We start from the raw sequence: 20541 nt of genomic DNA, 5'->3' as shown, positions 1-20541 counted from the left end.
ACATGAACGGCAAGACGGTGGTGGTGACCGGCGGCAGCGGAATGCTGGGCGGGCACCTGGTGCGGGCGCTGGCCGACGACGGCTGGCGGGTACGCAGCCTGGACGTCAGGGAACCGGCCGAGCCGGTGCCGGGGGTCAGCTACACGGTCGCCGACGTGCGGAACGTCGAGCGGGTCGGCGTCGCCCTGCACGGCGTGGACGCGGTGGTGCACACCGCCGCCGCCCTGCCCAGCTATCCCGAGGACGAGATCCGGTCGATCATCGTGGGCGGCACCGAGACGGTGCTGGGGGCCGCCGAACGCGGCGGGGCCGAACGGGTCGTGCACGTCTCCTCGACCGCCGTGTACGGGCTGCCGAAGGTCGTCCCGACCACCGAGCGGTACCCGCGCGAGCCGGTCGACCCGTACAGCCGGGCCAAGGCCGGCGCCGAGGAGGTGGCCGAACGGTTCCGGGCCCGCGGGATGTGCCTGCCGATGCTGCGACCCAAGACCTTCCTCGGGCCGGGCCGGATGGGGCTGTTCTCGATGCTGTTCGAGTGGGCCGACGAGGGTCGCAACTTCCCGGTGCTGGGCCGCGGCGACGTCCGGATCCAGATGCTGGCCATCGACGACCTGGTCGACGCGGTACGCACCGTCCTGCGCGCGCCGGCCCCCGTCGCCAACGACACGTTCAACATCGCCGCCGATGAGTTCGCCACCATCCGGGAGGACTTCCAGGCCGTGCTGGACGCCGCCGGCCACGGCAGACGGGTCGTCCCCATCCCGGCCCGCCCCGCCGTCGTCGCGTTGGAGCTGCTGCAACGGCTGAAGCTCTCGCCGGTGTACGGGCGACTGATCCACAAACTGCTCGCCGACTCGTACGTGAGCGTCGACAAAGCCCGCGACGTGCTCGGCTGGACCCCGCGACTGTCCAACCGCGAGGCGATCCTGCGCACCTACGACTGGTGGCGGGCGAACCGCTCCGCCTCCCCCACCTCGGCCGGCCGGACCAGCCGGGACCCCTGGAAGCAGGGCGCCCTCGGCCTGGCCAAGGCCGTCTTCTGACCGGTACCCCGGAGGTTTATCGTGACTGTCCTCGTCGACCCGCCGATGTTCGGCGGGTCCACACCGACCGGCCCCGCCACCGTGGGGACCGCGTCCCCCCGCACCGTCGGTCAGCCCGGCGCGACCGACCCGACCCGGCCCTCCGCCGTCGGACGGGGTGCCGGCCCGGGCCTCGTACGCGACCTGCTCACCCTGATCAGACCGCACCAGTGGGCGAAGAACCTGCTCGTGGTGCCGCTGGTGCTCATCGACACCCCGCGGCTCGGGCTCGGCGTGCTCGGCCGGGTGGCCTGGGCGGTGGTGCTGTTCACCATGGTCTCCGCCCTGGTGTACGTGTGGAACGACGTCTACGACCGGCACCGCGACCGGGCCCACCCCACCAAACGGCACCGCCCGGTCGCCGCCGGCCGGGTCGGCGTCGGCGTCGCGTACGCCTTCGGTGGCCTGGTCGCCGCCGCGCTGGTCACGGCGGTGCTGTTCGGGCCGGCGTTCCCGTGGTGGCCGATGGCGGTCTACCTGGCCCTCAACATCGCCTACAGCCGGGGTCTGAAGCACCTGCCGCTGCTGGACGTGCTGGTGGTCGCCGGCGGGTTCCTGCTGCGGGTGGTGCAGGGCTACCTGGCCGCCGGGGCGGCCGTGTCGAGCTGGCTGCTGGTGTCCGTCTTCGCCCTGTGCCTGCTGCTCATCCTCGGCAAGCGACGGCACGAGATGTCGGTCGCCGGCAGCGCGCACCGGCCCTCACTGGCCGGCTACTCGGTGCAGTACCTGGATCTCCTGATCGTGCTCTGCGCCGCGGTCACCGTCAGCGGGTTCCTCGGCTACGTGCAGGAGACCATCCCCGCCCCGCACCAGGCCCTGGCGTTGGTCGGCTCGACTCCGTTCGCGCTGTTCGCCATCGCCCGCTACCTGCAGGTGGTCGTCGTCGACGGTGACGGCGGCGAGCCCACCCGGGTGCTGCTACGGGACCGGGCGATGCTCGTCAACGCCCTGCTGTGGGGGGCGCTGCTCGGCGGCGTCCTGCTCGTCACCCAGCACCCGGGCGTGCTCGACCTCCTGCCCTGAACCCACCACCCCACTTACCGAACGCGACTGGGAGAGACCGATGACGACCCCGACCACGAACCCGCTGGTCTCGGTGATCATTCCGAACTACAACTACGGCAACTCCATCGGCCGGTGCATCGACGCCGCCCTCGGGCAGACGTACCAACCGCTGGAGGTCATCGTCGTGGACGACCACAGCACCGACGACTCCCTGGCGAAGGCCCGGCAGCGGGACGTCACCGTGCTGCAGACCCCGCGCAACAGCGGAGTGGCCGTCGCCCGCAACACGGGTGCCGCCGCCGCCCGGGGGGAGATCCTGTTCTTCGTCGACTCGGACGTGGCGTTGCGGCCGGACGCGGTCGAGAAGGCGGTTGCCGAGCTGGCCGCCCATCCCGAGTACGGGGCGGTCTGCGGCATCTACGAAGAGGAACCACTGATCCGGGACAGCATCGTCGAGGAGTGCCGGGTGCTGCAGGCGTACTGCTGGCGGATGGCGTCACTGGGCGAGGTGAGCTTCCTGTTCTCGTCGCTGACCGCCGTGCCGCGCCGGGTCTTCGACGAGGTCGGCCCGTTCAACCCACGCTTACGGCAGACCGAGGAGGTCGACTACGGCGAACGGATGTCCGCCCGCTACCAGATCATGGTCACCGACCGGGTACGCGGCTGGCACGACGACGACGACCGGCTGATCCCGCTGCTGCGCAAGCTGTTCCGGCGGGCCCGGCTGCGGGTACCGCTGTTCGCCCGGCGGCGCAGGTTCGCCAAGGGCTTCGAGAGCCCGGCCCGGTCCTTCGGCACGGTGGCCGCGCTCGGCGTGCTGGCCACCCTGCCGCTGGCCGTGCTGCACCCGGCGTGGTTGCTGCTGGCCGCCGCCCTGTTCGGGGTGTCGCTCTCGGCGGACGCCGAGATGTACCGGCACGTGTGGCGCACCCGCGGTGCCCCGTTCCTGGCCGTGTTCACCGGGGTGGCGTTCCTGACCAACGTGGCGATCGCCGCCGGCATCGGCGTCGGCGCCGTGCAGTGGCTCTGCTCGGGCACCTTCCGCCGGCTGTACGACGCGGACTGGTCGGCCGGCCGCAACCCGGCTCCGGACCTGGCCGGGACCACGGCATGAGCGTCCTGCTCGACCCCGTCCCCGGCGCGGCCACCACCGCGCCGGGGGCACCCGGGGTCATCCTCGACCGCCCGGCGTCCGGCCGGGCCCCGCACCGGACACCGCCCACCGCGACCGGTCGGAGCGACCGGAAGCGCTGGCCGCGCCGGACCCGGCTGCTGGTCACCCTGACCGCCACCTGGGCCGTGTTCCTGGGCGTGTTCCTGCTGCTGACCGGCGAGCACTGGTGGTGGCGGCTGGCCGAGTTGCCGCCGCCGCTGCTCTTCGCCGCCGTCCCGGCGCTGCTGCTGACGCTCGCCCCGCTGGCCCGCCCCGTCCGCTGGCGACTGGCCGCCGCCGCGCTGTGCTGCCTGGCCATCGGCCTGGATCTGGCCGGGCTGAACCCGTACGCGCTGCCCGGCGTCGGTGGCGCCACCCCGGCCCCGGCGGGGGCACTGCGGGTGTTCTCCTGGAACACCGAGTACTGGCACGACGGGGACGACCCGCGACGGTTCTACGACCACCTGGCCGCCCAGCGGGCCGACGTGTACCTGTTGCAGGAGCACGTCGGCTGGGACCTGGCCGGGCACCGCCCAATCCGGGTGGACCACGTGGCCGAGTTGCGCGCGCGTTTCCCCGGCTACCAGGTGGTGGCGACCGGTGAGATGCTCACCATGTCCCGCTACCCGATCGTGGCCTGGCGGGGACTGGACGGCTGGCCGTACCTGGCCGACCCGGCGCGCAACGGCACACCGGCCGGCTCGGACTTCGCCGAGTACTACCGCCACAAGGTGCTCCGCACCGACCTGCGGGTCGGGGAGCGGGTGCTGTCCGTCTACAACGTGCACGTGCCGGTGCAACTGGACATCTCCATGGATCCGACGTCGTCGGAGTTCACCGGGTTCATGCGTGCCCAGCAGGACCGCCGGCAGGCCCACTACCGGGCGTTGCGCGCCGACCTCGCGACCAACCCGTACGGCCGGCTCGTCGCCGGCGACTTCAATGCCACCTCGGCCATGGGCGAGCTGCGCGACCTGGCCGGCCAGCTCACCGACGCGGCCGTCGCCGGCGACCGGCTCTATCCGGCGTCCTGGCCGGACGGAGCACCGAAGTGGCGGTTGGACTGGGCCTTCACCGACGGCCCGGTACGGACCCACGAGTACCGGATGGTCCCGGCGCACGGCATGTCGGACCACTCGGGACAGCAGGTGACCGTCTCCCTCGGCGACGACAGCTGAGCGCCGTTCCGGGTTGCCCTGCTCCGCGGGAGCAGGGCAACCCGGTCGCCGCACCCGCACGGCCTCGCGCGGGTACGGCCTCGCGGGCAGGGAGACGGGCGGGGGATCCGTGACGGCGTCACGGATCCCCCGCCCGTCGGGGTGCGCTGGTTCAGCAGGTCTCGTCGAGGCGCTTGCGCAGCTCGGTCGGGAGTTCCAGGTCGGCCGCGGCGAGGCACTCGTCGAGCTGGGCCACCGAGCTGACCCCGACGATCGGCACGATCCTCGGGTCGCCGCCGGTCAACCAGCTCAGCACCACCTGGTTCGGGGTGGCGCCCAGCTCGGCGGCCACCTCCCCCAGCGCCCGCAGCCGCCGCTCGGTGCCCGGGTGCTGGTAGTGCTCCGGCAGCGGCTTGTCCGCCCGGGTGTAGGTGCCCCACAACAGGGTGCTGTACGCGAACATGGTCAGGTCGCGGCTGCGTACCAGGTCCAGCAGCTCGTCGCTGGCGTGCACGTGCCCTCCCTCGGGCAGGACGGTCGCCGGGCGCGGCAACAGGTACGAGTAGCGCTGCTGGACGACCGTGTACGGCGTCCAACCCCGGGCGGCGGCCAGTGCCCGGGTCTCGGCCAGCCGCCAGGCGGCGTGGTTGCTGGCCCCCAGCGTGCGCACCTTGCCCTCGGTCACCGCCTCGTGGAACGTCGCCAGCGTCTCGGCGTCGGGGGTGGTCCGGTCCTCCCGGTGCGCGTAGTAGATGTCCAGGTGGTCGACGCCGAGCCGGCGCAGCGAGCCGGCGAGCTGTTCGCGGATCACCTGCGGGGCCAGTCCCTCGGCCGCGCCGTTCGCGCCGAGCCCGGAACCGACCTTCGACGCCAGCACCAACCCGTCCCGGCCGCCCCGGCTGGCCAGCCACCGGCCGAGCACCGTCTCGCTCTCGCCGCCCCGACCGCCGGGAACCCAGAACGAGTAGCAGTTCGCGGTGTCGATCGTGGTGCCGCCGGCCTCGACGAACCGGTCCAGGATCGCGAACGACGTCTGCTCGTCGACGGTGGTGCCGAACGGCATGGCGCCGAGACAGAACTGGCTGACCTGAATCCCCGAGCCGCCGGACAGCTCACGTTGCCTCATCAGTCCTCCCAGGTTGCGACGGATCCGTCGGCCACAGGATAGGGACGCGGGGACGCCGGAGGCTTGCCCTGCGTCGATATCTACGACCTTCCGGGTAGACGACGTGGGACCGAGGGCGCATCCTCGCGGGTGCGTGGCCGGCGCCACCTTGTCCACACTGGTACCGGCTCATACGGTCGCCGCCGGGCGGGCAGCCCGGGCCCGTGATCCGGCGCCCCAGTGACGGAGGGAAACACCATGCGTGTCGGTCTGGTCCCGGGAGTGTGGTCGTACGGGCTGGGCTCGGTCACCACCGTGCTCGCCGTGTACGAGGAGGTCCGCCGCGCGGGCCACACCCCGGTGCTGTTCGCCAGCCCGCACTTCCGGCCGGTCCTGGACCGGCTGGGCGTGCCGGTGGTGCCGATCCCGGGGCCCGAGCGGGTGTCCTACCCGGACGATCCGGGCACGGTGCTTCGCCTGGACGACCTGCTGTCCCACTCCGCGTACGCCGACCGTGACCTGGTGGAGACGGTGCTGGCCGCGCAGTTGCGGGCCTTCCGCGCGCACCGTGTGCAGGTGCTGTTCCACGACTACGACCTGACCACCGTGGTGGCCGGGGCGCTGGCCGGGATTCCGGTGGTGTCGCCGGTGACCTGGCCGGACCATCGCCTGTTCGGCCGGGGCAGCGCCGGCTGGGCTCCGGTCGACACCCGGGCGCTGGAGGCGTTCCGGCCGACGCTGCGCCGCAGCCGGGCCCCGGAGCCGGCGTCGCTGTCGGAGGTCCTCTTCGACTGGAGCACCCGGCTGGTCTATCCGCTGACACCGGAGATGGATCCTCTGGTCGCCCGGCACAGCACCGGCGAGTACGTCGGTCAGTTGACCGCCGCCGCGCTGGACAGGCACGTCGCCGCCGGGCCGGCGGACTGGCCCCGGCCGGGACGGACCGGTGTGCTGGCCTACACGAGCGGGCCGCCGATGGACGCCGACTGGTACTACCGGCACTGCGTGCAAGCGTTCGAGGGATCGACGGTGGATGTGCTGATCGCGGCGGGCCGGCCCGAGCCCGCCCCGCCACGGGTGTCGCCGGCCGGCAACGTGCAACTGTGGCCGCTGCTGCCGATGCGTGGCCTGTTCGGCCGGGCGAGCGCCCTGCTGTGCCACGGCGGGCGGGGCACGCTGGTCAGCGCGCTGCAGGCCGGGGTACCGCTGTTGGTCTTCCCCGGCGACGACCCGGAGCGGGAGTACTTCGCCGACATGCTGGCCCGCCAGGGGCTGGCCGTCAGTTGCGGGGCCGACGACTGGCGACCGGAGCGGTTGCGGGAGCTGGTCGCGCAGGCCGCCGCCAGCCGGTCGGCCCGCTCCGTGGCCGGCGCCGCCGTGCCGCCCCGGGCGGGGCCGTCCGGCCCCGCCCGCGTTGTCTCGATCATGCAGGAACTGACCGCCGATCCGGTCCGGCTGCTATCCCGGGCCAGCTGAGACCGGACCACCCCGAGGAGATTCGATGACCCGCCGCCCCGTCACCGGCCACACGCCCGAGGACCACTACGGTGACGAGCTGACCCTACGGTTGTCCGGGGTCGCCGACACCCGCGCGCTGCACGACGACGACGCGTTACACACGTTCATGCGTGACCTGGTCGCCCGCATCGGCATGACGGTGATCGCCGGACCGTTGGTCGCCACCGAGGAGGGCCCGCCGCACCAGGCCGGGAAGTCGGCGGTGGTGATCCTCGCGGAGTCGCACGCCGCGATCCACACCTACCCCGAGCTCCGCGAGATGTTCGTCAACATCTTCTCCTGCAAGCCGTTCCGGGAGCAGGACGTGCTGGACGAGCTGACCGGCCTGGTGGGTGGGTTCGAGGTCACCGAGCGGTCCCTGACCCGGCGCGGCGAGGACTGGCCCCGGGCCCTCGGTCCGGCCAGCCGGTTGTGGCGCAGCCGGCGCCGGCACCCGGCCGCCTGAGGTCGGGCCGGCATCCGCCCGCACGAGCCGGCCAGGGTCGGTCGCACCCGACCGGCCCTGGCCGGTTTCCTCGTCAGTCCTGCGCCCGCCACCGGTAGAACACGTTCGCCAGCGAGTCCTGGGGACCGCGCCAGGCGTCCGGGCGGTACGGGCCGATGTACGGGCTGAGCTCCTGCATGACCTTGGCGAAGGCGGGTTTGCCGCGCTCCTGTCGGGCGGTCTCGGCCACGGACTCGTCCTGCTCCAGCAGGTGCACGTACACGTCGTCGATCGAGTACAGCCAGCGCTCGGCGACGCCCAGCTCGGCCGGCAACGACCCGGCGTCGGACTCCGCGAAGATGCGCGCCACGTCGGGCTCGGCCCCCGGCTTGATCCGGCCCACGATGACGAGCAGCGTCGTGTTCGCGGGCTTCGGCCCGTCCGGCACCCAGTGGTAGAACTCCTTCGCCACCGAGTCCGACGCGCTCTTCCAGTACCTCGGGTACGGCGTCACGTACGGTCCGATCGCCTCGGCGATCTTCTGGAAGGCGGGCAGTCCACGGTTCTGGCCCGACACCTTGGGGTCCTGCTTGCGCTCGATGATGTGCAGGTAGAGGTCGTGGTGCGACAGCAGCATCCGCCCGATGACACCGAGGTCCTGCGGTCGGGTGGTGTTGTCGAAGTGCCCGAAGACGTCGCCGACGATCTTCTCGCTGCCGGGAACCATGTGGCAGACGATCACGTTGCGGAAGACCATGATTGCTCCTTGGTGGGATTGGATGGACGGGATGCGTCGGGGCGACGGCGCTCAGGCACCGAACCGGACTGGCAGCTCCAGTAGGCCGCGAAACGGTGGCGGCTGCGCGAAGGCGGGGTACGGGTCGGCGGCGCACTCGTCGGTGTGGAACTCGGGCGCGGACTCGACGGGCTCGGTCATCCTGGCTCGTCCGGCTCGCCGCACACGCTGTGCACGATCTGGTAGGTGTGCCGCTGCGCGGACTCGCGGAGGTCACGGATGACGCGCAGCAGGTGGTCGCGATGCTCGCTGCGGCCGAAGGCGTCGAGCCGTTCCCGGTCGACCCAGTCACTCATGATCAGGTAGCTGCGCGGGTCGTCGGCGTCGCGGACCAGCTCCTGGCGCAGGCAGCCGTCGAGCGTACGGATCTTCTCCGCAACCGCCAGCCACTCGGCCTCGAACCGCTGCTCGCAGCCCTCCCGGGTACGCATCGCCAGTACGGTGCGCACCGGCGTCACGTCGCACTCCCGAAGACCGGTCGCAGGTTCCTCCGCAGCGCGTCGACCTCCCCGCCGGTCAGGCCGGACACCGCCCGCCACCGGGACTCCACGACGGGTCCGCAGCCCGGGCGGGCGGGCATCCGGACCAAGGCCCTGATCATGGAGTCCCCTTTCGACGGCCTGCGCGAGACGGGGCGTGGGCTGAACGAACACCGCTGGCCCCAGCAGCGAGTCTGCGGAGACGGCGTCACTGCGGCGTCACCGCGCGACGGGCACCGTGAGCGCTGCGATGACAGTGGTCGGCCCGGTGGCGTCCACGGGTGATCCGGGTGATCACTGATGCGGGTGCCGTACGCGTGCGGCACCGAGAGGGCACGACCAGCCCCACCTCACCACGAACCGGACTTTCCCCCTAGATCGCGGCAAACGTTCACGTATAGCATGTGAGGACTTCTTAACGTTAGAAACCCGGAAAACGTTCTGATCCGGCAGTAACTGGCATAACGTTCCTCATGGCTCGCCCTCCTGAGCCGACGAGAGAAGGAGTGAGGAACATGTCGAAGAGTTTTCTGACCAAGCTCGCCGGCGGTGTGGTGCTGGGCAGCGCCGCCCTGCTGCTCGCGGCACCCGCCGCCGCGCTCGCCGCGGACGACGGACCGACCAAGGAGCCCAACAACTCGAACCACGAGCGGGAGTGGAAGAGGGACTCGAACGACAAGAACGACGAGCGCAACCGGAACGACCAGAACAACCGGAACGAGAAGACCGAGAAGGACAACCGAGACAACAAGGACGGCCAGGACAACAAAGACGGCAAGGACGGCAAGGACGGCAAGGACAACAAGGACGGCAAGGACGGCAAGGACGGCAAGGACGGCAACAACAACAAGCCCAGGACGTTCAAGGTGCGCGACAAGGACGGCAACGGCGTCGTCTGCGCCACCAACGACCAGAACGCCGAGGCCGGCGTCGCCCAGACCATCAGCAACAACACCATCACGGGCGGCGTCAACAGCTTCATCCAGACCGGGGCAGCCGCGGCGACGAACGTCAACGCCCAGGCCCTCGTGGTCTGCATCCGCGACCTCGACATCGACGTGGACGTGGAGGTGGACCTGCTCAGCGACATCCTCGAGACGGTCGAAGCCTCCCGGGCCAGCGGGGCCGGGACGCCGCTGCGTCAGCCCATCGCCGGCATCCCCGCCCTCGGCGGCGCGTACGCGGGCCCGAACGGCGCCTGGGTGCTCCCGGCGAACGGCAGCGTCGCGGCCGGTGAGGGTCCCCTCGCCGACTCCAACACCGGTTCGCTGGTGGCGGCCGGCGCGGGCATGATGGGCGTGGCCGCGCTCGGCGGCTTCGGTCTGCTGCGTCGGCGGTCCGCCGATGGCACTGTCGCCTAAGGCGGCCAGGAGCGCCAGCGGCCGCCATGGTTCCCCATGGCGTGCCGCTGGCCTCGTCCTGGTCGTCCTCTTCATGCTGACCGGGGCGGGACTGATCGGGCTCGCGGCCAAGGCTCCTGATCCGGTCCGGCCGCCGCAGCCCGACGCCGCCGCCGCACCGCCGTTCCTGGGGTCACCGACGCCGGCCACAGCCGGTGCGCCGCCGACCGCCGGTACGGCCACGGACAACGCCAGCGAGGCGCCGGGTGCCTGGCAGCGCCGCGACGGCGGGCCCGTCGGGGTGAGCCCGTCTCCCTCACCGAAGGCTGCCGGCATGCCACGGTCACAACCCACCCGCGTCCGGATCCCGAGAATCGGCGTCGACGCGACGACGACCCCGCTCGGCCTGGACCAGAACAAGCACATCGCGGTCCCGCCGGCCAAGCTGGCCGGGTGGTACAAGCTGGGACCGAGCCCGGGCGAACCCGGCACCGCCGTGCTGGTGGGTCACCTCGACTCCCGTACCACCGGGCCGGCGGTCTTCTTCCGCCTCGGCGCCCTGAAGCCGGGCGACACCATCGAGGTGCTCCGCAAGGACGGCACGACGGCCCGCTTCATCGTCGACGGCGTGGCCCGCTACCCGAAGAAGAACGTCCCCGCCAACCTGATCTACAGCCACAACGGCACACCGCAGCTGCGGTTGATCACCTGCGGCGGTGAATACGACAAGAAGGCGAAGTCGTACAAGGACAACATCGTGGTGTTCGCGACCCTGGCCACCAAACGTGCCGCCTGAGGCGCCGATCCGCGCGAATCCGGGCGGTGCGGGCGGCGGTGGGTCCCCGGACGGCGTACCGATGCTCCCGGCACCGGTACGCCGGACCGACCGACCGCCGCCTGCTCCGCCCGGAACTCCTGCCACTCGACGACGTCCGCGACCTGGCGGCGGTCAAGCGTGGTGACCCACCAGCCGGCCGATCACCGGAAGCTCGGAGACCCCCTCGGCGCCGGCGATGGCCAGGCCCTGCGCGGCGGCGTTGCCCGACCCGGACAGCAGCACGTACCGGGGCCGCCACATCGGTTGGTACTTGTCGTTGAACCGCCACAGCGACTCCATCTGGGTCGTGCCCCCGAAGCGCTGCACCAACCACCGCTGTAGGTCGGTCAGCCGGCCCTGGCCACGCTCGCCCGCCAGGACCGAGCGCATCACCGCGAAGTTCAACCCGAGACCCCACTGCCCCCGCGCCCGCAGGTGGTGGATGGTCTCGATGATGATGAAGTCCGTGAGCCCGTTGGGCAGCGCGACACCGGTCCGCCGGCGCATCACGTCGAGCGACCACCCGGCGATGTCCGCCGCCGGTGTCCACTGGCAGAACGCGTCGACGCGGCCGTCCGGGCCGTACGCCACGGTCAGCAGCAGCCCGGTGTCGCCGGGGTCGAACAGCCGCGACAGGGTCATCGAGAAGCCGCGTTCCGCCTCACCGTGCCGACTCTGCGTCGACATCCGGCGCAGTTCGTCGGCCAGGGCCGGCGGCAGCGTCGCCGGATCGTAGAACCGGGTGGTGTACCCGGCCCGTTGCACCCGTCGGTAGGCGCTGCGCAGCCCCTTCATCGGGCGCCCGTCGAGGCTGAAGCTGCCGCAGTCGACGATCGCCTCGTCGCCCAGGTACACCGGCCGCAACGCCGCCGCCTGGTAGACCGGCAGCCATCCCTCGGCCGCGCCGACCACCGTGACCGGCCAGCCGTGCCGGTCGGCGAACGCCAGGAACTGCGCCCACGCGTCCGTCCACTGCTCGGGCGGTCCGATCGGGTCCGGAGACACCAGGCACACCCCGTCGCGCACGTGGTAGGCCACCACGCAGTCACCGGTGAAGAACCAGCTCTTGTCCGACCGCAGGGCGAAGTACCCCAGCGTGTCCCCGCCGTAGCGCCGGACGAGGGCCCGCGCCCTGGCCAGGTCGGCGCGGTGCTCGGCCGCACTCGGCCGGCGGTGCCGTCTCGGCCGCAGCAGCAGCCACCCGACCGCCAGCAGCAGGCTGCACCCGACCGCGGTCAGCGCCGGCTCCACCAGCCGGCTCGTGGACGGCAGGGGCGTCGCCGTGGTGCCGATCATCCGTGCCGCGACCACACCAGCCGTGTGCCTCGTGGGCAGGTGCGCGCCCGTGGCCGCCGTCAACCCCACGGAGACGGCGACGACGAGCACGCCACCGGCCAGCAGGACCGTGACGGCCGCCCGTACCTGCCCCCGGTCGGGGTGCGTCGGGAACGCCGCCCGGTGCCGGACCAGCCAGCCGGCCACCCCGACGGCGAGCAGGGCCTCCCCGACGTCGAGCCCCTTGACGAGGTGCAGCACGGCCGACACGGCGAGCAGACCGAAAGCCACCCCGCACGCCAGGCTGCGGCCCCGCCGCAAACCCCAGGCGACCAGCAGCAGGGCGACACTGACGAAGACCACGCCGGCGGCCGCCGCCTGTGGCCCCTCGACCGGCAGCCATTCCAGCAGCGCGGCCAACCGGCCCCGCAGCGGCGGCGTCACCGCCGACACCAGGTTGAGCACCGCCATCGCGCCGACCACGAGGGCGGCCGTGCGCCGCACCCGTTCGTACCGGGCCCGGCGGGCCAGCGCGTCCTGCTGCACCGGCCATCCCACCTGGCCCGGCACGGCGGCCACCACGGCGGGCGTGTCGGGTACCGACCGGTGACGCCGGGCGACGAGCCGCTCCAGCAGCGTCGCCCCGCCGGCGGGCGACTCGCCCACCACCAGCCGCGCCCGTACCTGCTGCTCCACGTCGACCTCTACCCAGCTGCGGCGCAGCACCGGCAGGAACACCGGCGGCAGGAACCAGCGGGCGCGTCGCGCCTCCACCACCCTGGTCGCACAACCACTGTTGGCGTAGAAGCCCCCCGCCAGCGCGGCGAGCTCGGGTCGATGCGTGTGACCGGTGACGAATCCCGCCAGGCCCGCTTCGCACAGCGCGGCGGCGGCGGCCTTCGGTGGCCCGTTGAGCCGCGTTCCCCGCGCGGCGAGCCGGCTGCCGGCCAACGACGCGTACAGGACACGGGCCACCAGCACCGCCAGGACCGCCAGCAGGACCACGTCGGCGACCAGGGTGATCCCGGAGATCAACAGCCACCGCTCGACACGGGCGAACGCGGCCGAGCGCGCCAGCAGCCGCACCATGAACGGCGCGCGCAGGGCCAGCGCCAGCACCGCCGGCAGCAGCAACCACCAGACGCGCGGGCCCAACTGCCGGTACACCAGCCGCGAGGCGAGAAACCGCCCGATCGCGCCCGGGTCGGTGAGTGCCCCGGCGTCGGCAACCATCGGGGTACCCCGGACGTGTGGCAACACCTCCTGCACGATGTGCTGACCCAGCGGCGAGTCCAGGGGATTACGCGGATCGCGGAGGGCGTTCGCCGGGTCGAACCCGTGCCCGTGTTCGCAGCGCACCACCCGTGGACCGGCCGGCGTGTCGAACCGCAGGTCCACCGAGAGCGCGCACCGGCCGCCCAGCCGATCGGCCACGACCGCCGCTGACACCCCGTCCCAGGCGATCGCGGAGTCGTGGTTGCCCACCACCACGACCAGTTCCCGGCCCGGCCCCCGGCTGAACTCCCGCAGTGCCGCGGTCAACGCGGGATGGGCGTCGAGGGCGCCCTCGACCGTGCCGCCGGGCTCGCCCCACAACTCGAACGTGTCCCCGTTGAGGACCACGACGCCGGGGCCCGACCACCGGGCGAGCCGCGCCGCCAGATCGTGCTCGGACCGGGCGGAGGCGGCCGACCGGGCCTGCCCCAGATGCAGATCGCCGCAGACCAGGGCGGTGGCGTCGGCGGACAGTCGTACGGTCAACCGGTCCGGCACCGTGACGGCGGGCAGCGTCCCGCCGGCCGGTGCCGCGCCGTCGAGGGGAGACACCACTCCCGTCTCGATCATGTGCCCTCCCATCCGTCAGGTCGTCGCCGACGTCCGGCGGTTGGTGCGTGTGCTCGGTGCCGTCGCCGTTGCTGACGCCCGGCCGCGCGGCCACGTCGACAAGCGTGGGCCCTCCGGCGTCGGCGGGCCTCACCGCCAGCACCCGTCCCCGCTGGGGGCTGGCTGCAACCGGGACGACCACCGCGGTCACCCGTACCTTGTCCAGCTAGCCGGAATGCCAGGGCCGCTTGCGCGCTGGAACCCTTGGTCCATGCTGCGCTGCATGATTGTCGACGACAGCCCGTGGTTCCTCGACGCCGCCCGCGTGCTGCTGGACCGCGAGGGCGTCACGGTCGTGGGCGTGGCGTCGAACGGCGTCGAGGCGCTGCGGCGCGTCGAGGAGCTCCGGCCCGATGTGGTGCTGCTCGACATCGATCTGGGCGGCGAGAGCGGCTTCGAACTGGCCCGACGACTGCAGGAGAAGGGTGACCGGCAGCCGGCTCGCCTGATCCTCATCTCCACCCACGACGAGGAGGACTACGCGGAGCTGATCGCGGCCAGTCCCGCGGTGGGTTTCCTACCCAAGGTCACGCTGTCCGCCACCGCCGTCCGGGGCCTGGTGGAGCGCCGGGACGGCGCGGATCACGCCGATCGGCTCAGCGGGCCTCGAGGAACTTGAGCACCGCCAGGACCCGGCGGTGATCCTCGTCGGTCTCGGCCAGATCCAGCTTGGCCAGAATGCTGCGGACGTGCTTCTCCACGGTGCCCTCGGTCACCCACAGCCGCCGGGCGATACCCGCGTTGGACCGCCCCTCGGCCATCAGCGCCAGCACCTCCCGTTCGCGCTCGCTGAGCACGGCGAGGGGATCGTCGCGCCGGCGCGCCGACACCAGCTCCTGCACCAGCGCCGGGTCGACCACGGATCCCCCGTTCGCGACCCGTTCCAGGCTGTCGACGAACTCCGCCACGTCGCTGACCCGGCTCTTGAGCAGGTAACCGACGCCGCGCCCGCTGACCAGCAACTCCATCGCGTGTTCCACCTCGACGTGGGCGGACAGGACGAGCACGGCCGTCCCGGGCCGCATGCTGCGGATGTCGCGGGCGGCCTCCAGCCCTTCGGAGGTGTGGGTGGGTGGCATCCGGATGTCCACCACGACGAGGTCGGGTGCGGTGGCCTGCGCCAGCTCGACGAGCTGCCGCCCGTCGCCCGCCTGCCCCACCACCTCGTGGCCGGCCCGCTGCAACAGGCTGGCCAGCCCCTCCCGCAGCAGGACGTCGTCGTCGGCCAGCAACACCCGCACACTCGTCATGACCGGATTATCCGCTAGCGTACGGCTGTGAGAACCCGGCGGAGTACCTGGGCGCGACGCGCGGACCGGCAGCGCCGGGTCGGCGGCGGGCCCCGGCGCACCGGGACCTGACGTGTGGGGCGGGTTGACGGGGCGCACGGTGGTGGCCAGCGTTCTGCTGGCACTGGTGGTCGGCAGCGCGTTCGCCGTCCTGCTGACCTCGGTCACGCGGCTCCGCGCCGACGACCGCCGCGCCCTGCGATCGCAGGAGGCGCTGGTGGCGGCGAACCACCTGGAGCGGCTCGTCGTCGACATGGAGACGGGCCAGCGGGGTTACCTGCTCACCGGCCGGGAGGAGTTCCTACAGCCGTGGGAGGCGGCCCGGGCCTCGTTCGGCGACGACGCCGCCATCCTCGAACAGCTCGTCGCGGACAACCCGCAGCAGCGGGTCCGGGCCCAGCGGATCACGGCGGAGGGCGATTCGTACCTGCGCGACTACTCGGCGCCCCTGATCGCGAAGGCACGGCGGGACCCGGCGGCGGTGCGGATCCTGCCGGAGCTCGAGGAGGGCAGGCGGCGCGTCGACACGATGCGGGAAGAGTTCGACCAGTTCCTGGCCACCGAACGCCACCTCGCGGTGACGCGGCAGCACGGCTCCGAGGCGGCGGCCAACCGGGCCGTGTTCGCCGCGGTCGCCGGCCTGGCCGGCTCAGTCCTGTTCGTCGTCGTGTTCGCGAGCTACCTGCACCGAGTCATCGTCGCGCCGGTCCGTCAGGTGGCCGCCACGGCGGGCCGGCTGGCCGCCGGCGACCTGGGCACGCGGCTGCCCGAACGGGGAACCGGCGAGATCGGCGTGCTGCAGCGCTCCTTCAACGCGATGGCGAGCTCGCTGGAACGGGGCCGCGACGCGCTCGCCGCGTCCCGGGCGCGGGTCGTGGCCGCGGGCGACCAGGCACGACGCCGTATCGAGCGTGACCTGCACGACGGCACCCAGCAGCGGCTGGTGTCGCTGATCCTGGCGCTGCGCGCCGCCGAGACCGCCGTCCCGCCAGGCTCGACGGAGGTGCGGGAGCAGCTGTCCCGGGCGGTGGACGGGCTGTCCGACGCCCTGGACGAGCTGCGGGAGCTGTCCCGGGGCATCCATCCGGCGATCCTGACGGAGGGTGGCCTGCGGCCGGCGCTGAAGGCGCTCGCCCGGCGGTCGGCGATCCCCGTCGAGCTGGCTGTCGACGTGCCGACCCGGCTACCCGAGCAGGTCGAGGTCGCGGCGTACTACGTCGTGTCCGAGGCGCTCGCCAACGCCGCCAAGCACGCCCACGCCTCCGTCGTCGAGGTCGAGGCGCGGCTCGCCGACGGTCGGCTGCACCTGTCGGTACGCGACGACGGCAGGGGTGGCGCCGACCCCGCCCGGGGTTCGGGCCTGGTCGGGCTGGCCGACCGGGTGCACGCGCTGGGCGGCGCCATGTCGGTCACCAGCCCCGTCGGGGCGGGCACCACGCTGGTCGTCGACCTTCCCGGCGCCGGCAGGTAGCTCCCGGCGCCGGCCTCTCGCCCCGGCGGAAGGGGGGATTCCAGCCAGCCCCCAGCAACGACGGCCGCTAACCGTGCAGACCGGGGCTGTCTCGGGTGGAAGCCTTGCCGGCAGACAGCAGTGGGCGACGGGGAGGCCGAACCCGGACCGGGGAGGACATGATGCTGCACGATTTGCTGCTCGTGCAGATCCCACTGGCGGAGAAGGTGCTCCGCTCGGTCGCCGTCTACCTGTTCCTGGTGGTGGCGCTGCGGCTGGGCGGCAAGCGGGAACTCGCCCAGCTCAACACGTTCGATCTCGTCGTCCTCCTGCTGCTGAGCAACACGGTGCAGAACGCCGTCATCGGCGCGGACAACTCGCTCCTCGGGGGTTTGCTGGGCGCCGCCGTGCTGCTCGGTGTCAACTACGTCGTCGTACGGCTGGGGTTCCGCCATCCCGGCCTGGCCCGGGTGATGGAGGGCACCCCCACGGTGCTGGTGCAGGACGGCCGGACAGTGGACGCCAACCTGCGCCGGTACCTCATCTCGAAGGAGGAGCTCGCCGCGGCGGTGCGCCGGCAGGGGGTCCGCGGCATCGAGCAGGTCGACACCGCGGTGCTGGAGGCCAATGGCACCCTCACCGTCGAGCAGCCGGATCGCACCGAGGAGGTGCTGCGCCGGCTCGACCGGATCGAGGCACTGCTCGACCCCGACCGGTCGAGGCACCACTGACGCCGCTGGCCCGGGCCGCTTCAGGCAGTCCGGGCCAGCGGCGTCACGGTCGACCGGCTCGGCGGCCGGGCGGAGCGGCGTGGGACACCGGCGGCGCGGTGGTCACCACCGCGCCGCGTGCGTGGTCAGGTGACCGTCACGGGGGCCGGCGGGGCGGTCCTGCGCCAGCGCGCCACCAGGATCAGCACTCCGACCGCCGCGTCCAGCGCGAGCAGTCCCCAACTGATCACGGTGTAGGTGTGCACCTGGGCGGCGGTCACCCCGGGCGCGGCACCGAGTGAGATCAACGTCCACTGCGTCGGGGTGCCGGTGAGCAGCAGGGTCAGGAACACGGCGATCCCGCTGGACGCGTCCCAGAACATGTGCAACAGGGCCATCAGCAGGTACCAACCGAGCAGCGCGCCGCCCAGCCTCGGCCGGCCGTGGCGCGACCGGGCCGCGGTCGCGAACAAGGCGCCGCCCAGTATCGCCGTCCACAGCCCGTGCCCGAACGGCGCCAGGACCGCCCGCAGGGCCTCGGTCTCCACCACGTTGAGCAGCGACAGGCTGCCCGACGCGCTGAACAGGGCGGTGAAGGCGTAGCCGGCACTCTCCAACGCGGCGAACCCCAGGCCCACCGAGGCGCCGAGCACCATCCCGTCCCGCGCCGTGTACCGGGGCAGGTGCCGGGCCAGGAGCCACAGTGCCGCGAGCTTGACCGCCTCCTCGATCAGACCGACGCCGACGTAGCCCCACCCGGACGGTTGCCGCAGCAGCGCCGCCTCCAGGATCGAGGCGCCGAGCACACCGAGCACGCCGCCGCAGAGGAAGGCGACGAACACGCGCTCGGCGGTCACCACGCCGTCGGCACGCCCGAAGACGTACACCACGAACGTGACCGGAACGAGGAAGCTGCCCAGCAGAATGATCGTCGGGATGAGATTGATGTTGCCGGTGGCGAAGGTGACCGGCACCGCCACCACCCACAACACCAGTCCGGTCAGAAAGACGCGCGCCCAGCTCGGCAGCCGGCGCCGGGCTCGTGGCCCGGTGCCGGTGCCGGCGTGGGTGGTCGGCCTGAACGCCGCCGGCGACACCATCGTCATCTCGTCCTCCCTCCGTGCCGCCGCGTCGTGCCCGGCGGCGTGGTCGGTGCTCATGCCGCGAGCGTGTCACCGGGACCGTCTCCTGCCATCGCCGTCAACCGGGATCCTCCGTACCGGCTAGCCGTAAGGCCGGCCGGGCCGCCGGCCCCCACGGGTCCGGTCAGGACGAGAACGAGGTGGCGATGGTGCCCGCCCGGGGTCGTTGAACGGCGGACAGGGGCAGCGCCACGGATTCCAGCGGTCGGCGTTCGGCGCGGACACCAAAGATGATCTCGACGATGCCGCCGACGACCATGACGGCGCCGCCGATGAGGTAGCCGGCGAACAGCCGGGACGGGTTGGTCCCGGCGCCGATCAGGTGGCCGTACAGCACCGGGCCGATGGCGCCGAAGCACTGCGCGATGGCGAAGAACACCGCGATCGCCTGGGCTCGTACCTCGAGGGGGAACAGCTCGCTGACGGTCAGGTAGGCGGCGCTGGCACCGGCCGAGGCGAAGAAGAAGATGACGCACCACGCGATGGTCTGGGTGGCCGCGGTGAGAACGCCCAGGTCGAACAGGTACGCGGTGACCGCCAGCAGAACACCGGAGACGATGTAGGTACCGGCGATCATCTGTTTGCGGCCGATGGTGTCGAACAGTCTGCCGATGGTGAACGGGCCGAGCAGGTTGCCGAGCGCGAAACCGATCAGGTAGACGGGGGCGTTGTCGGCGCTGACCCCGTAGAACCGGGTGAGCACCAGAACGTAGGTGAAGAAGATCGCGTTGTACAGGAACGACTGCGTGATCATCAAGGTCGCGCCGAGTACCGACCGCCGCCAGTGGTCCACGAAGAGGACCCGCAGCAGCGTGCGGTAACCGGCGTGTACCGGCCGGATCTCGATGGCCTCGCGCTCGTCCACCGGGGGCGGCGTCCGCCCTGCCGGGCTGCTCTGCGCCTCGACGAGGGCGGTCACGCGCTCCGCCTCGGCGACGCGGCCGTGCATGAGCAGCCAGCGCGGGCTTTCCGGAAGGTTCCGCCGGACGTAGATCACGACGACGGCGAGCACGGGTCCGAGCAGGAAACCGAGGCGCCAGCCCAGCGCGGGAGGCAGCATGTGCAGGGAGAACAGGGCGCCGAGGGTACCGAGGATCGCCCCGGCCCAGTAGGTTCCGTTGACGGCGATGTCGATCCGTCCGCGGTAGTGGGCCGGGATCATCTCGTCGATCGCCGAGTTGATGGCGGCGTACTCTCCGCCGATGCCCGTGCCGGCGATGAACCGTGTCAGCAGGAGGTAGACGACGGAACCCGCGCCGTGGCCCAGGGTCAGGGCGGTCAGGCCGCTGCCGCCGAGGTACACGGCGAGGGTCACCATGAACAGGTTGCGGCGTCCGAGCCGGTCGGACAGCCGCCCGAAGAACAGGGCGCCGACGACCTGGCCGACGAGGTAGACCGTCGCCACGGCTCCCACCGCAGTCGCGGACATGGCCAACGTGTCGGCCTGCCCGAGGACAGCGCCGACGGAACTGGCGATGGTGATCTCCAAACCGTCCAGCACCCATGCCACGCCGAGGGCGAGCACCAGCCGGGTATGGAAGCTGTTCCAGGTGAGCCGGTCCAACCGGGCGGGAATCGTGCTCCGGAGGACTCCTGAGGCGGTGCCTGTCGTGCTGATCATGGTGCGGCTCCCTCTCTCCGCTCCGCTGCGCGTCGACGCGCCGGTGGACCCGATGGGCCCGCACCGGCCACCGTTGCGCCGAATGGTGGCGCTGCCCTCAGGGCCAGCCCCCAACTCCGTTACCGGTCTGCGGTAAGCGGGGGATTGCAGCCAGCGGGGGGGTCGGCGTGGCTCTGCCGTACATGCCGGGCACGGCGTCCGGAACGGCCGCGGCCGGGCCACACCCTGGCCAGTCTCGTCCGGCTGCCGTCGACGGCGTCGGCCGGACCGCCCCACCCGGCGCGGCGCGCCCCA

The 20541-nt window shown here is 72.3% G+C and carries 20 protein-coding genes; 11 read left to right on the top strand and 9 right to left on the bottom strand.

What is annotated here, in order from left to right; all coding sequences use genetic code 11:
* Positions 1-2: 2 nt before the first annotated feature.
* Genes E1165_RS08025 through E1165_RS08010 form a run of 4 tightly spaced genes read left to right on the top strand, consistent with a single transcriptional unit; the run spans position 3 to position 4418 of the window.
* Positions 3-1043 (top strand): NAD(P)-dependent oxidoreductase, encoded by a 1041-nt coding sequence (locus E1165_RS08025; RefSeq protein WP_132389293.1) that lies wholly within the window; start codon positions 3-5, stop codon positions 1041-1043.
* Positions 1044-1064: 21 nt separating this feature from the next.
* The gene (locus E1165_RS08020; protein ID WP_243704649.1) at positions 1065-2105 is read left to right on the top strand and encodes a UbiA prenyltransferase family protein; all 1041 of its coding nucleotides are present in this window, start codon (positions 1065-1067) and stop codon (positions 2103-2105) included.
* A 40-nt stretch (positions 2106-2145) separates the two neighbouring features.
* Positions 2146-3201 carry a glycosyltransferase family 2 protein gene (locus E1165_RS08015; RefSeq protein ID WP_132389257.1) on the top strand — a complete coding sequence of 352 codons (1056 nt, stop codon included), beginning with the start codon at positions 2146-2148 and terminating at the stop codon, positions 3199-3201.
* Positions 3198-4418, top strand: a complete 1221-nt coding sequence (locus E1165_RS08010; RefSeq protein ID WP_132389255.1) for an endonuclease/exonuclease/phosphatase family protein — start codon at positions 3198-3200, stop codon at positions 4416-4418. The genes E1165_RS08015 and E1165_RS08010 overlap by 4 nt, the downstream gene beginning before the upstream one ends.
* Positions 4419-4569: 151 nt before the next feature.
* On the opposite strand, the gene E1165_RS08005 is transcribed toward E1165_RS08010, so the two are convergent.
* Positions 4570-5523: an aldo/keto reductase gene (locus E1165_RS08005; protein WP_132389253.1), complete on the bottom strand. Its 954-nt coding sequence runs from the start codon at positions 5521-5523 to the stop codon at positions 4570-4572.
* 237 nt (positions 5524-5760) lie between these two features.
* Between E1165_RS08005 and E1165_RS08000 the strand changes: the two genes are divergently transcribed.
* Positions 5761-6978, top strand: coding sequence for a nucleotide disphospho-sugar-binding domain-containing protein (locus E1165_RS08000; protein WP_132389251.1), 1218 nt, complete (start codon positions 5761-5763; stop codon positions 6976-6978).
* 25 nt (positions 6979-7003) lie between these two features.
* Positions 7004-7465, top strand: coding sequence for an S-adenosylmethionine decarboxylase (gene speD, locus E1165_RS07995; RefSeq protein WP_132389249.1), 462 nt, complete (start codon positions 7004-7006; stop codon positions 7463-7465).
* A gap of 73 nt (positions 7466-7538) precedes the next feature.
* Here speD and E1165_RS07990 read toward each other — a convergent pair whose 3' ends face one another.
* From E1165_RS07990 to E1165_RS28865, 4 genes are read right to left on the bottom strand one after another with little or no spacing between them, the layout of a single operon-like run.
* Entirely contained in the window at positions 7539-8201 is a 663-nt protein-coding gene (locus tag E1165_RS07990) for a TcmI family type II polyketide cyclase (RefSeq protein WP_132389247.1), read from the bottom strand.
* 51 nt (positions 8202-8252) lie between these two features.
* Positions 8253-8381, bottom strand: a complete 129-nt coding sequence (locus E1165_RS30345; RefSeq protein WP_256370646.1) for a hypothetical protein — start codon at positions 8379-8381, stop codon at positions 8253-8255.
* Entirely contained in the window at positions 8378-8689 is a 312-nt protein-coding gene (locus E1165_RS07985; protein ID WP_243704648.1) for a putative quinol monooxygenase, read from the bottom strand. Before E1165_RS07985 ends, E1165_RS30345 begins: the two co-directional genes overlap by 4 nt.
* Positions 8690-8694: 5 nt before the next feature.
* Positions 8695-8841 carry a hypothetical protein gene (locus E1165_RS28865; RefSeq protein ID WP_165945168.1) on the bottom strand — a complete coding sequence of 49 codons (147 nt, stop codon included), beginning with the start codon at positions 8839-8841 and terminating at the stop codon, positions 8695-8697.
* Between the two features lie 393 nt (positions 8842-9234).
* On the opposite strand from E1165_RS28865, the gene E1165_RS07980 reads away from it, so the two are divergent.
* Together E1165_RS07980 and E1165_RS07975 are read left to right on the top strand one after the other, a co-directional pair.
* Positions 9235-10080 carry a hypothetical protein gene (locus E1165_RS07980; RefSeq protein WP_132389243.1) on the top strand — a complete coding sequence of 282 codons (846 nt, stop codon included), beginning with the start codon at positions 9235-9237 and terminating at the stop codon, positions 10078-10080.
* On the top strand, positions 10064-10855 hold the full coding sequence (locus E1165_RS07975; RefSeq protein WP_132389241.1) for a class F sortase: 792 nt from the start codon (positions 10064-10066) through the stop codon (positions 10853-10855). Before E1165_RS07980 ends, E1165_RS07975 begins: the two co-directional genes overlap by 17 nt.
* Before the next feature lie 153 nt (positions 10856-11008).
* Here the strand turns inward: E1165_RS07975 and E1165_RS07970 are convergent, their stop codons facing one another.
* Positions 11009-13996, bottom strand: coding sequence for a phosphatidylglycerol lysyltransferase domain-containing protein (locus E1165_RS07970; protein ID WP_132389239.1), 2988 nt, complete (start codon positions 13994-13996; stop codon positions 11009-11011).
* 262 nt (positions 13997-14258) lie between these two features.
* Here E1165_RS07970 and E1165_RS07965 point away from each other — a divergent pair, with 262 nt between their 5' ends.
* Entirely contained in the window at positions 14259-14654 is a 396-nt protein-coding gene (locus E1165_RS07965; protein WP_243704647.1) for a response regulator transcription factor, read from the top strand.
* On the opposite strand, the gene E1165_RS07960 is transcribed toward E1165_RS07965, so the two are convergent.
* Complete coding sequence (locus E1165_RS07960; protein ID WP_207916741.1) at positions 14632-15276, bottom strand: response regulator transcription factor; 645 nt, start codon at positions 15274-15276, stop codon at positions 14632-14634. The two genes, E1165_RS07965 and E1165_RS07960, sit on opposite strands and share 23 nt — an antisense overlap.
* Before the next feature lie 148 nt (positions 15277-15424).
* On the opposite strand from E1165_RS07960, the gene E1165_RS07955 reads away from it, so the two are divergent.
* Together E1165_RS07955 and E1165_RS07950 are read left to right on the top strand one after the other, a co-directional pair.
* Positions 15425-16795, top strand: a complete 1371-nt coding sequence (locus E1165_RS07955; protein ID WP_243704646.1) for a CHASE3 domain-containing protein — start codon at positions 15425-15427, stop codon at positions 16793-16795.
* A 161-nt stretch (positions 16796-16956) separates the two neighbouring features.
* Positions 16957-17505: a DUF421 domain-containing protein gene (locus tag E1165_RS07950; protein WP_132389231.1), complete on the top strand. Its 549-nt coding sequence runs from the start codon at positions 16957-16959 to the stop codon at positions 17503-17505.
* Positions 17506-17630: 125 nt separating this feature from the next.
* On the opposite strand, the gene E1165_RS07945 is transcribed toward E1165_RS07950, so the two are convergent.
* The gene (locus tag E1165_RS07945; RefSeq protein WP_243704645.1) at positions 17631-18644 is read right to left on the bottom strand and encodes a PrsW family intramembrane metalloprotease; all 1014 of its coding nucleotides are present in this window, start codon (positions 18642-18644) and stop codon (positions 17631-17633) included.
* Positions 18645-18750: 106 nt separating this feature from the next.
* Positions 18751-20247, bottom strand: a complete 1497-nt coding sequence (locus E1165_RS07940) for an MFS transporter (protein ID WP_132389229.1) — start codon at positions 20245-20247, stop codon at positions 18751-18753.
* Positions 20248-20541: the final 294 nt, after the last annotated feature.

It is taken from the genome of Micromonospora sp. KC723 (assembly GCF_004348595.1).
Classification (GTDB): domain Bacteria; phylum Actinomycetota; class Actinomycetes; order Mycobacteriales; family Micromonosporaceae; genus Micromonospora.
Note: the sequence above shows the minus strand (reverse complement) of the source record. Positions and strands in the feature narration are given on the sequence as shown.

Excerpts from the sequence above, each read along its gene's own strand:
- E1165_RS07965 (WP_243704647.1), top strand. The coding sequence starts at position 14,259 with ATGATTGTCGACGACAGCCCGTGGTTCCTCGACGCCGCCCGCGTGCTG.
- E1165_RS08010 (WP_132389255.1), top strand. The coding sequence starts at position 3,198 with ATGAGCGTCCTGCTCGACCCCGTCCCCGGCGCGGCCACCACCGCGCCG.
- E1165_RS08000 (WP_132389251.1), top strand. The coding sequence starts at position 5,761 with ATGCGTGTCGGTCTGGTCCCGGGAGTGTGGTCGTACGGGCTGGGCTCG.
- E1165_RS07945 (WP_243704645.1), bottom strand. The coding sequence starts at position 18,644 with ATGAGCACCGACCACGCCGCCGGGCACGACGCGGCGGCACGGAGGGAG.
- E1165_RS07970 (WP_132389239.1), bottom strand. The coding sequence starts at position 13,996 with ATGATCGAGACGGGAGTGGTGTCTCCCCTCGACGGCGCGGCACCGGCC.
- E1165_RS08015 (WP_132389257.1), top strand. The coding sequence starts at position 2,146 with ATGACGACCCCGACCACGAACCCGCTGGTCTCGGTGATCATTCCGAAC.
- E1165_RS07990 (WP_132389247.1), bottom strand. The coding sequence starts at position 8,201 with ATGGTCTTCCGCAACGTGATCGTCTGCCACATGGTTCCCGGCAGCGAG.
- E1165_RS07940 (WP_132389229.1), bottom strand. The coding sequence starts at position 20,247 with ATGATCAGCACGACAGGCACCGCCTCAGGAGTCCTCCGGAGCACGATT.
- speD (WP_132389249.1), top strand. The coding sequence starts at position 7,004 with ATGACCCGCCGCCCCGTCACCGGCCACACGCCCGAGGACCACTACGGT.
- E1165_RS08005 (WP_132389253.1), bottom strand. The coding sequence starts at position 5,523 with ATGAGGCAACGTGAGCTGTCCGGCGGCTCGGGGATTCAGGTCAGCCAG.
- E1165_RS30345 (WP_256370646.1), bottom strand. The coding sequence starts at position 8,381 with ATGACCGAGCCCGTCGAGTCCGCGCCCGAGTTCCACACCGACGAGTGC.
- E1165_RS08025 (WP_132389293.1), top strand. The coding sequence starts at position 3 with ATGAACGGCAAGACGGTGGTGGTGACCGGCGGCAGCGGAATGCTGGGC.
- E1165_RS07980 (WP_132389243.1), top strand. The coding sequence starts at position 9,235 with ATGTCGAAGAGTTTTCTGACCAAGCTCGCCGGCGGTGTGGTGCTGGGC.
- E1165_RS07950 (WP_132389231.1), top strand. The coding sequence starts at position 16,957 with ATGCTGCACGATTTGCTGCTCGTGCAGATCCCACTGGCGGAGAAGGTG.
- E1165_RS07975 (WP_132389241.1), top strand. The coding sequence starts at position 10,064 with ATGGCACTGTCGCCTAAGGCGGCCAGGAGCGCCAGCGGCCGCCATGGT.
- E1165_RS28865 (WP_165945168.1), bottom strand. The coding sequence starts at position 8,841 with ATGATCAGGGCCTTGGTCCGGATGCCCGCCCGCCCGGGCTGCGGACCC.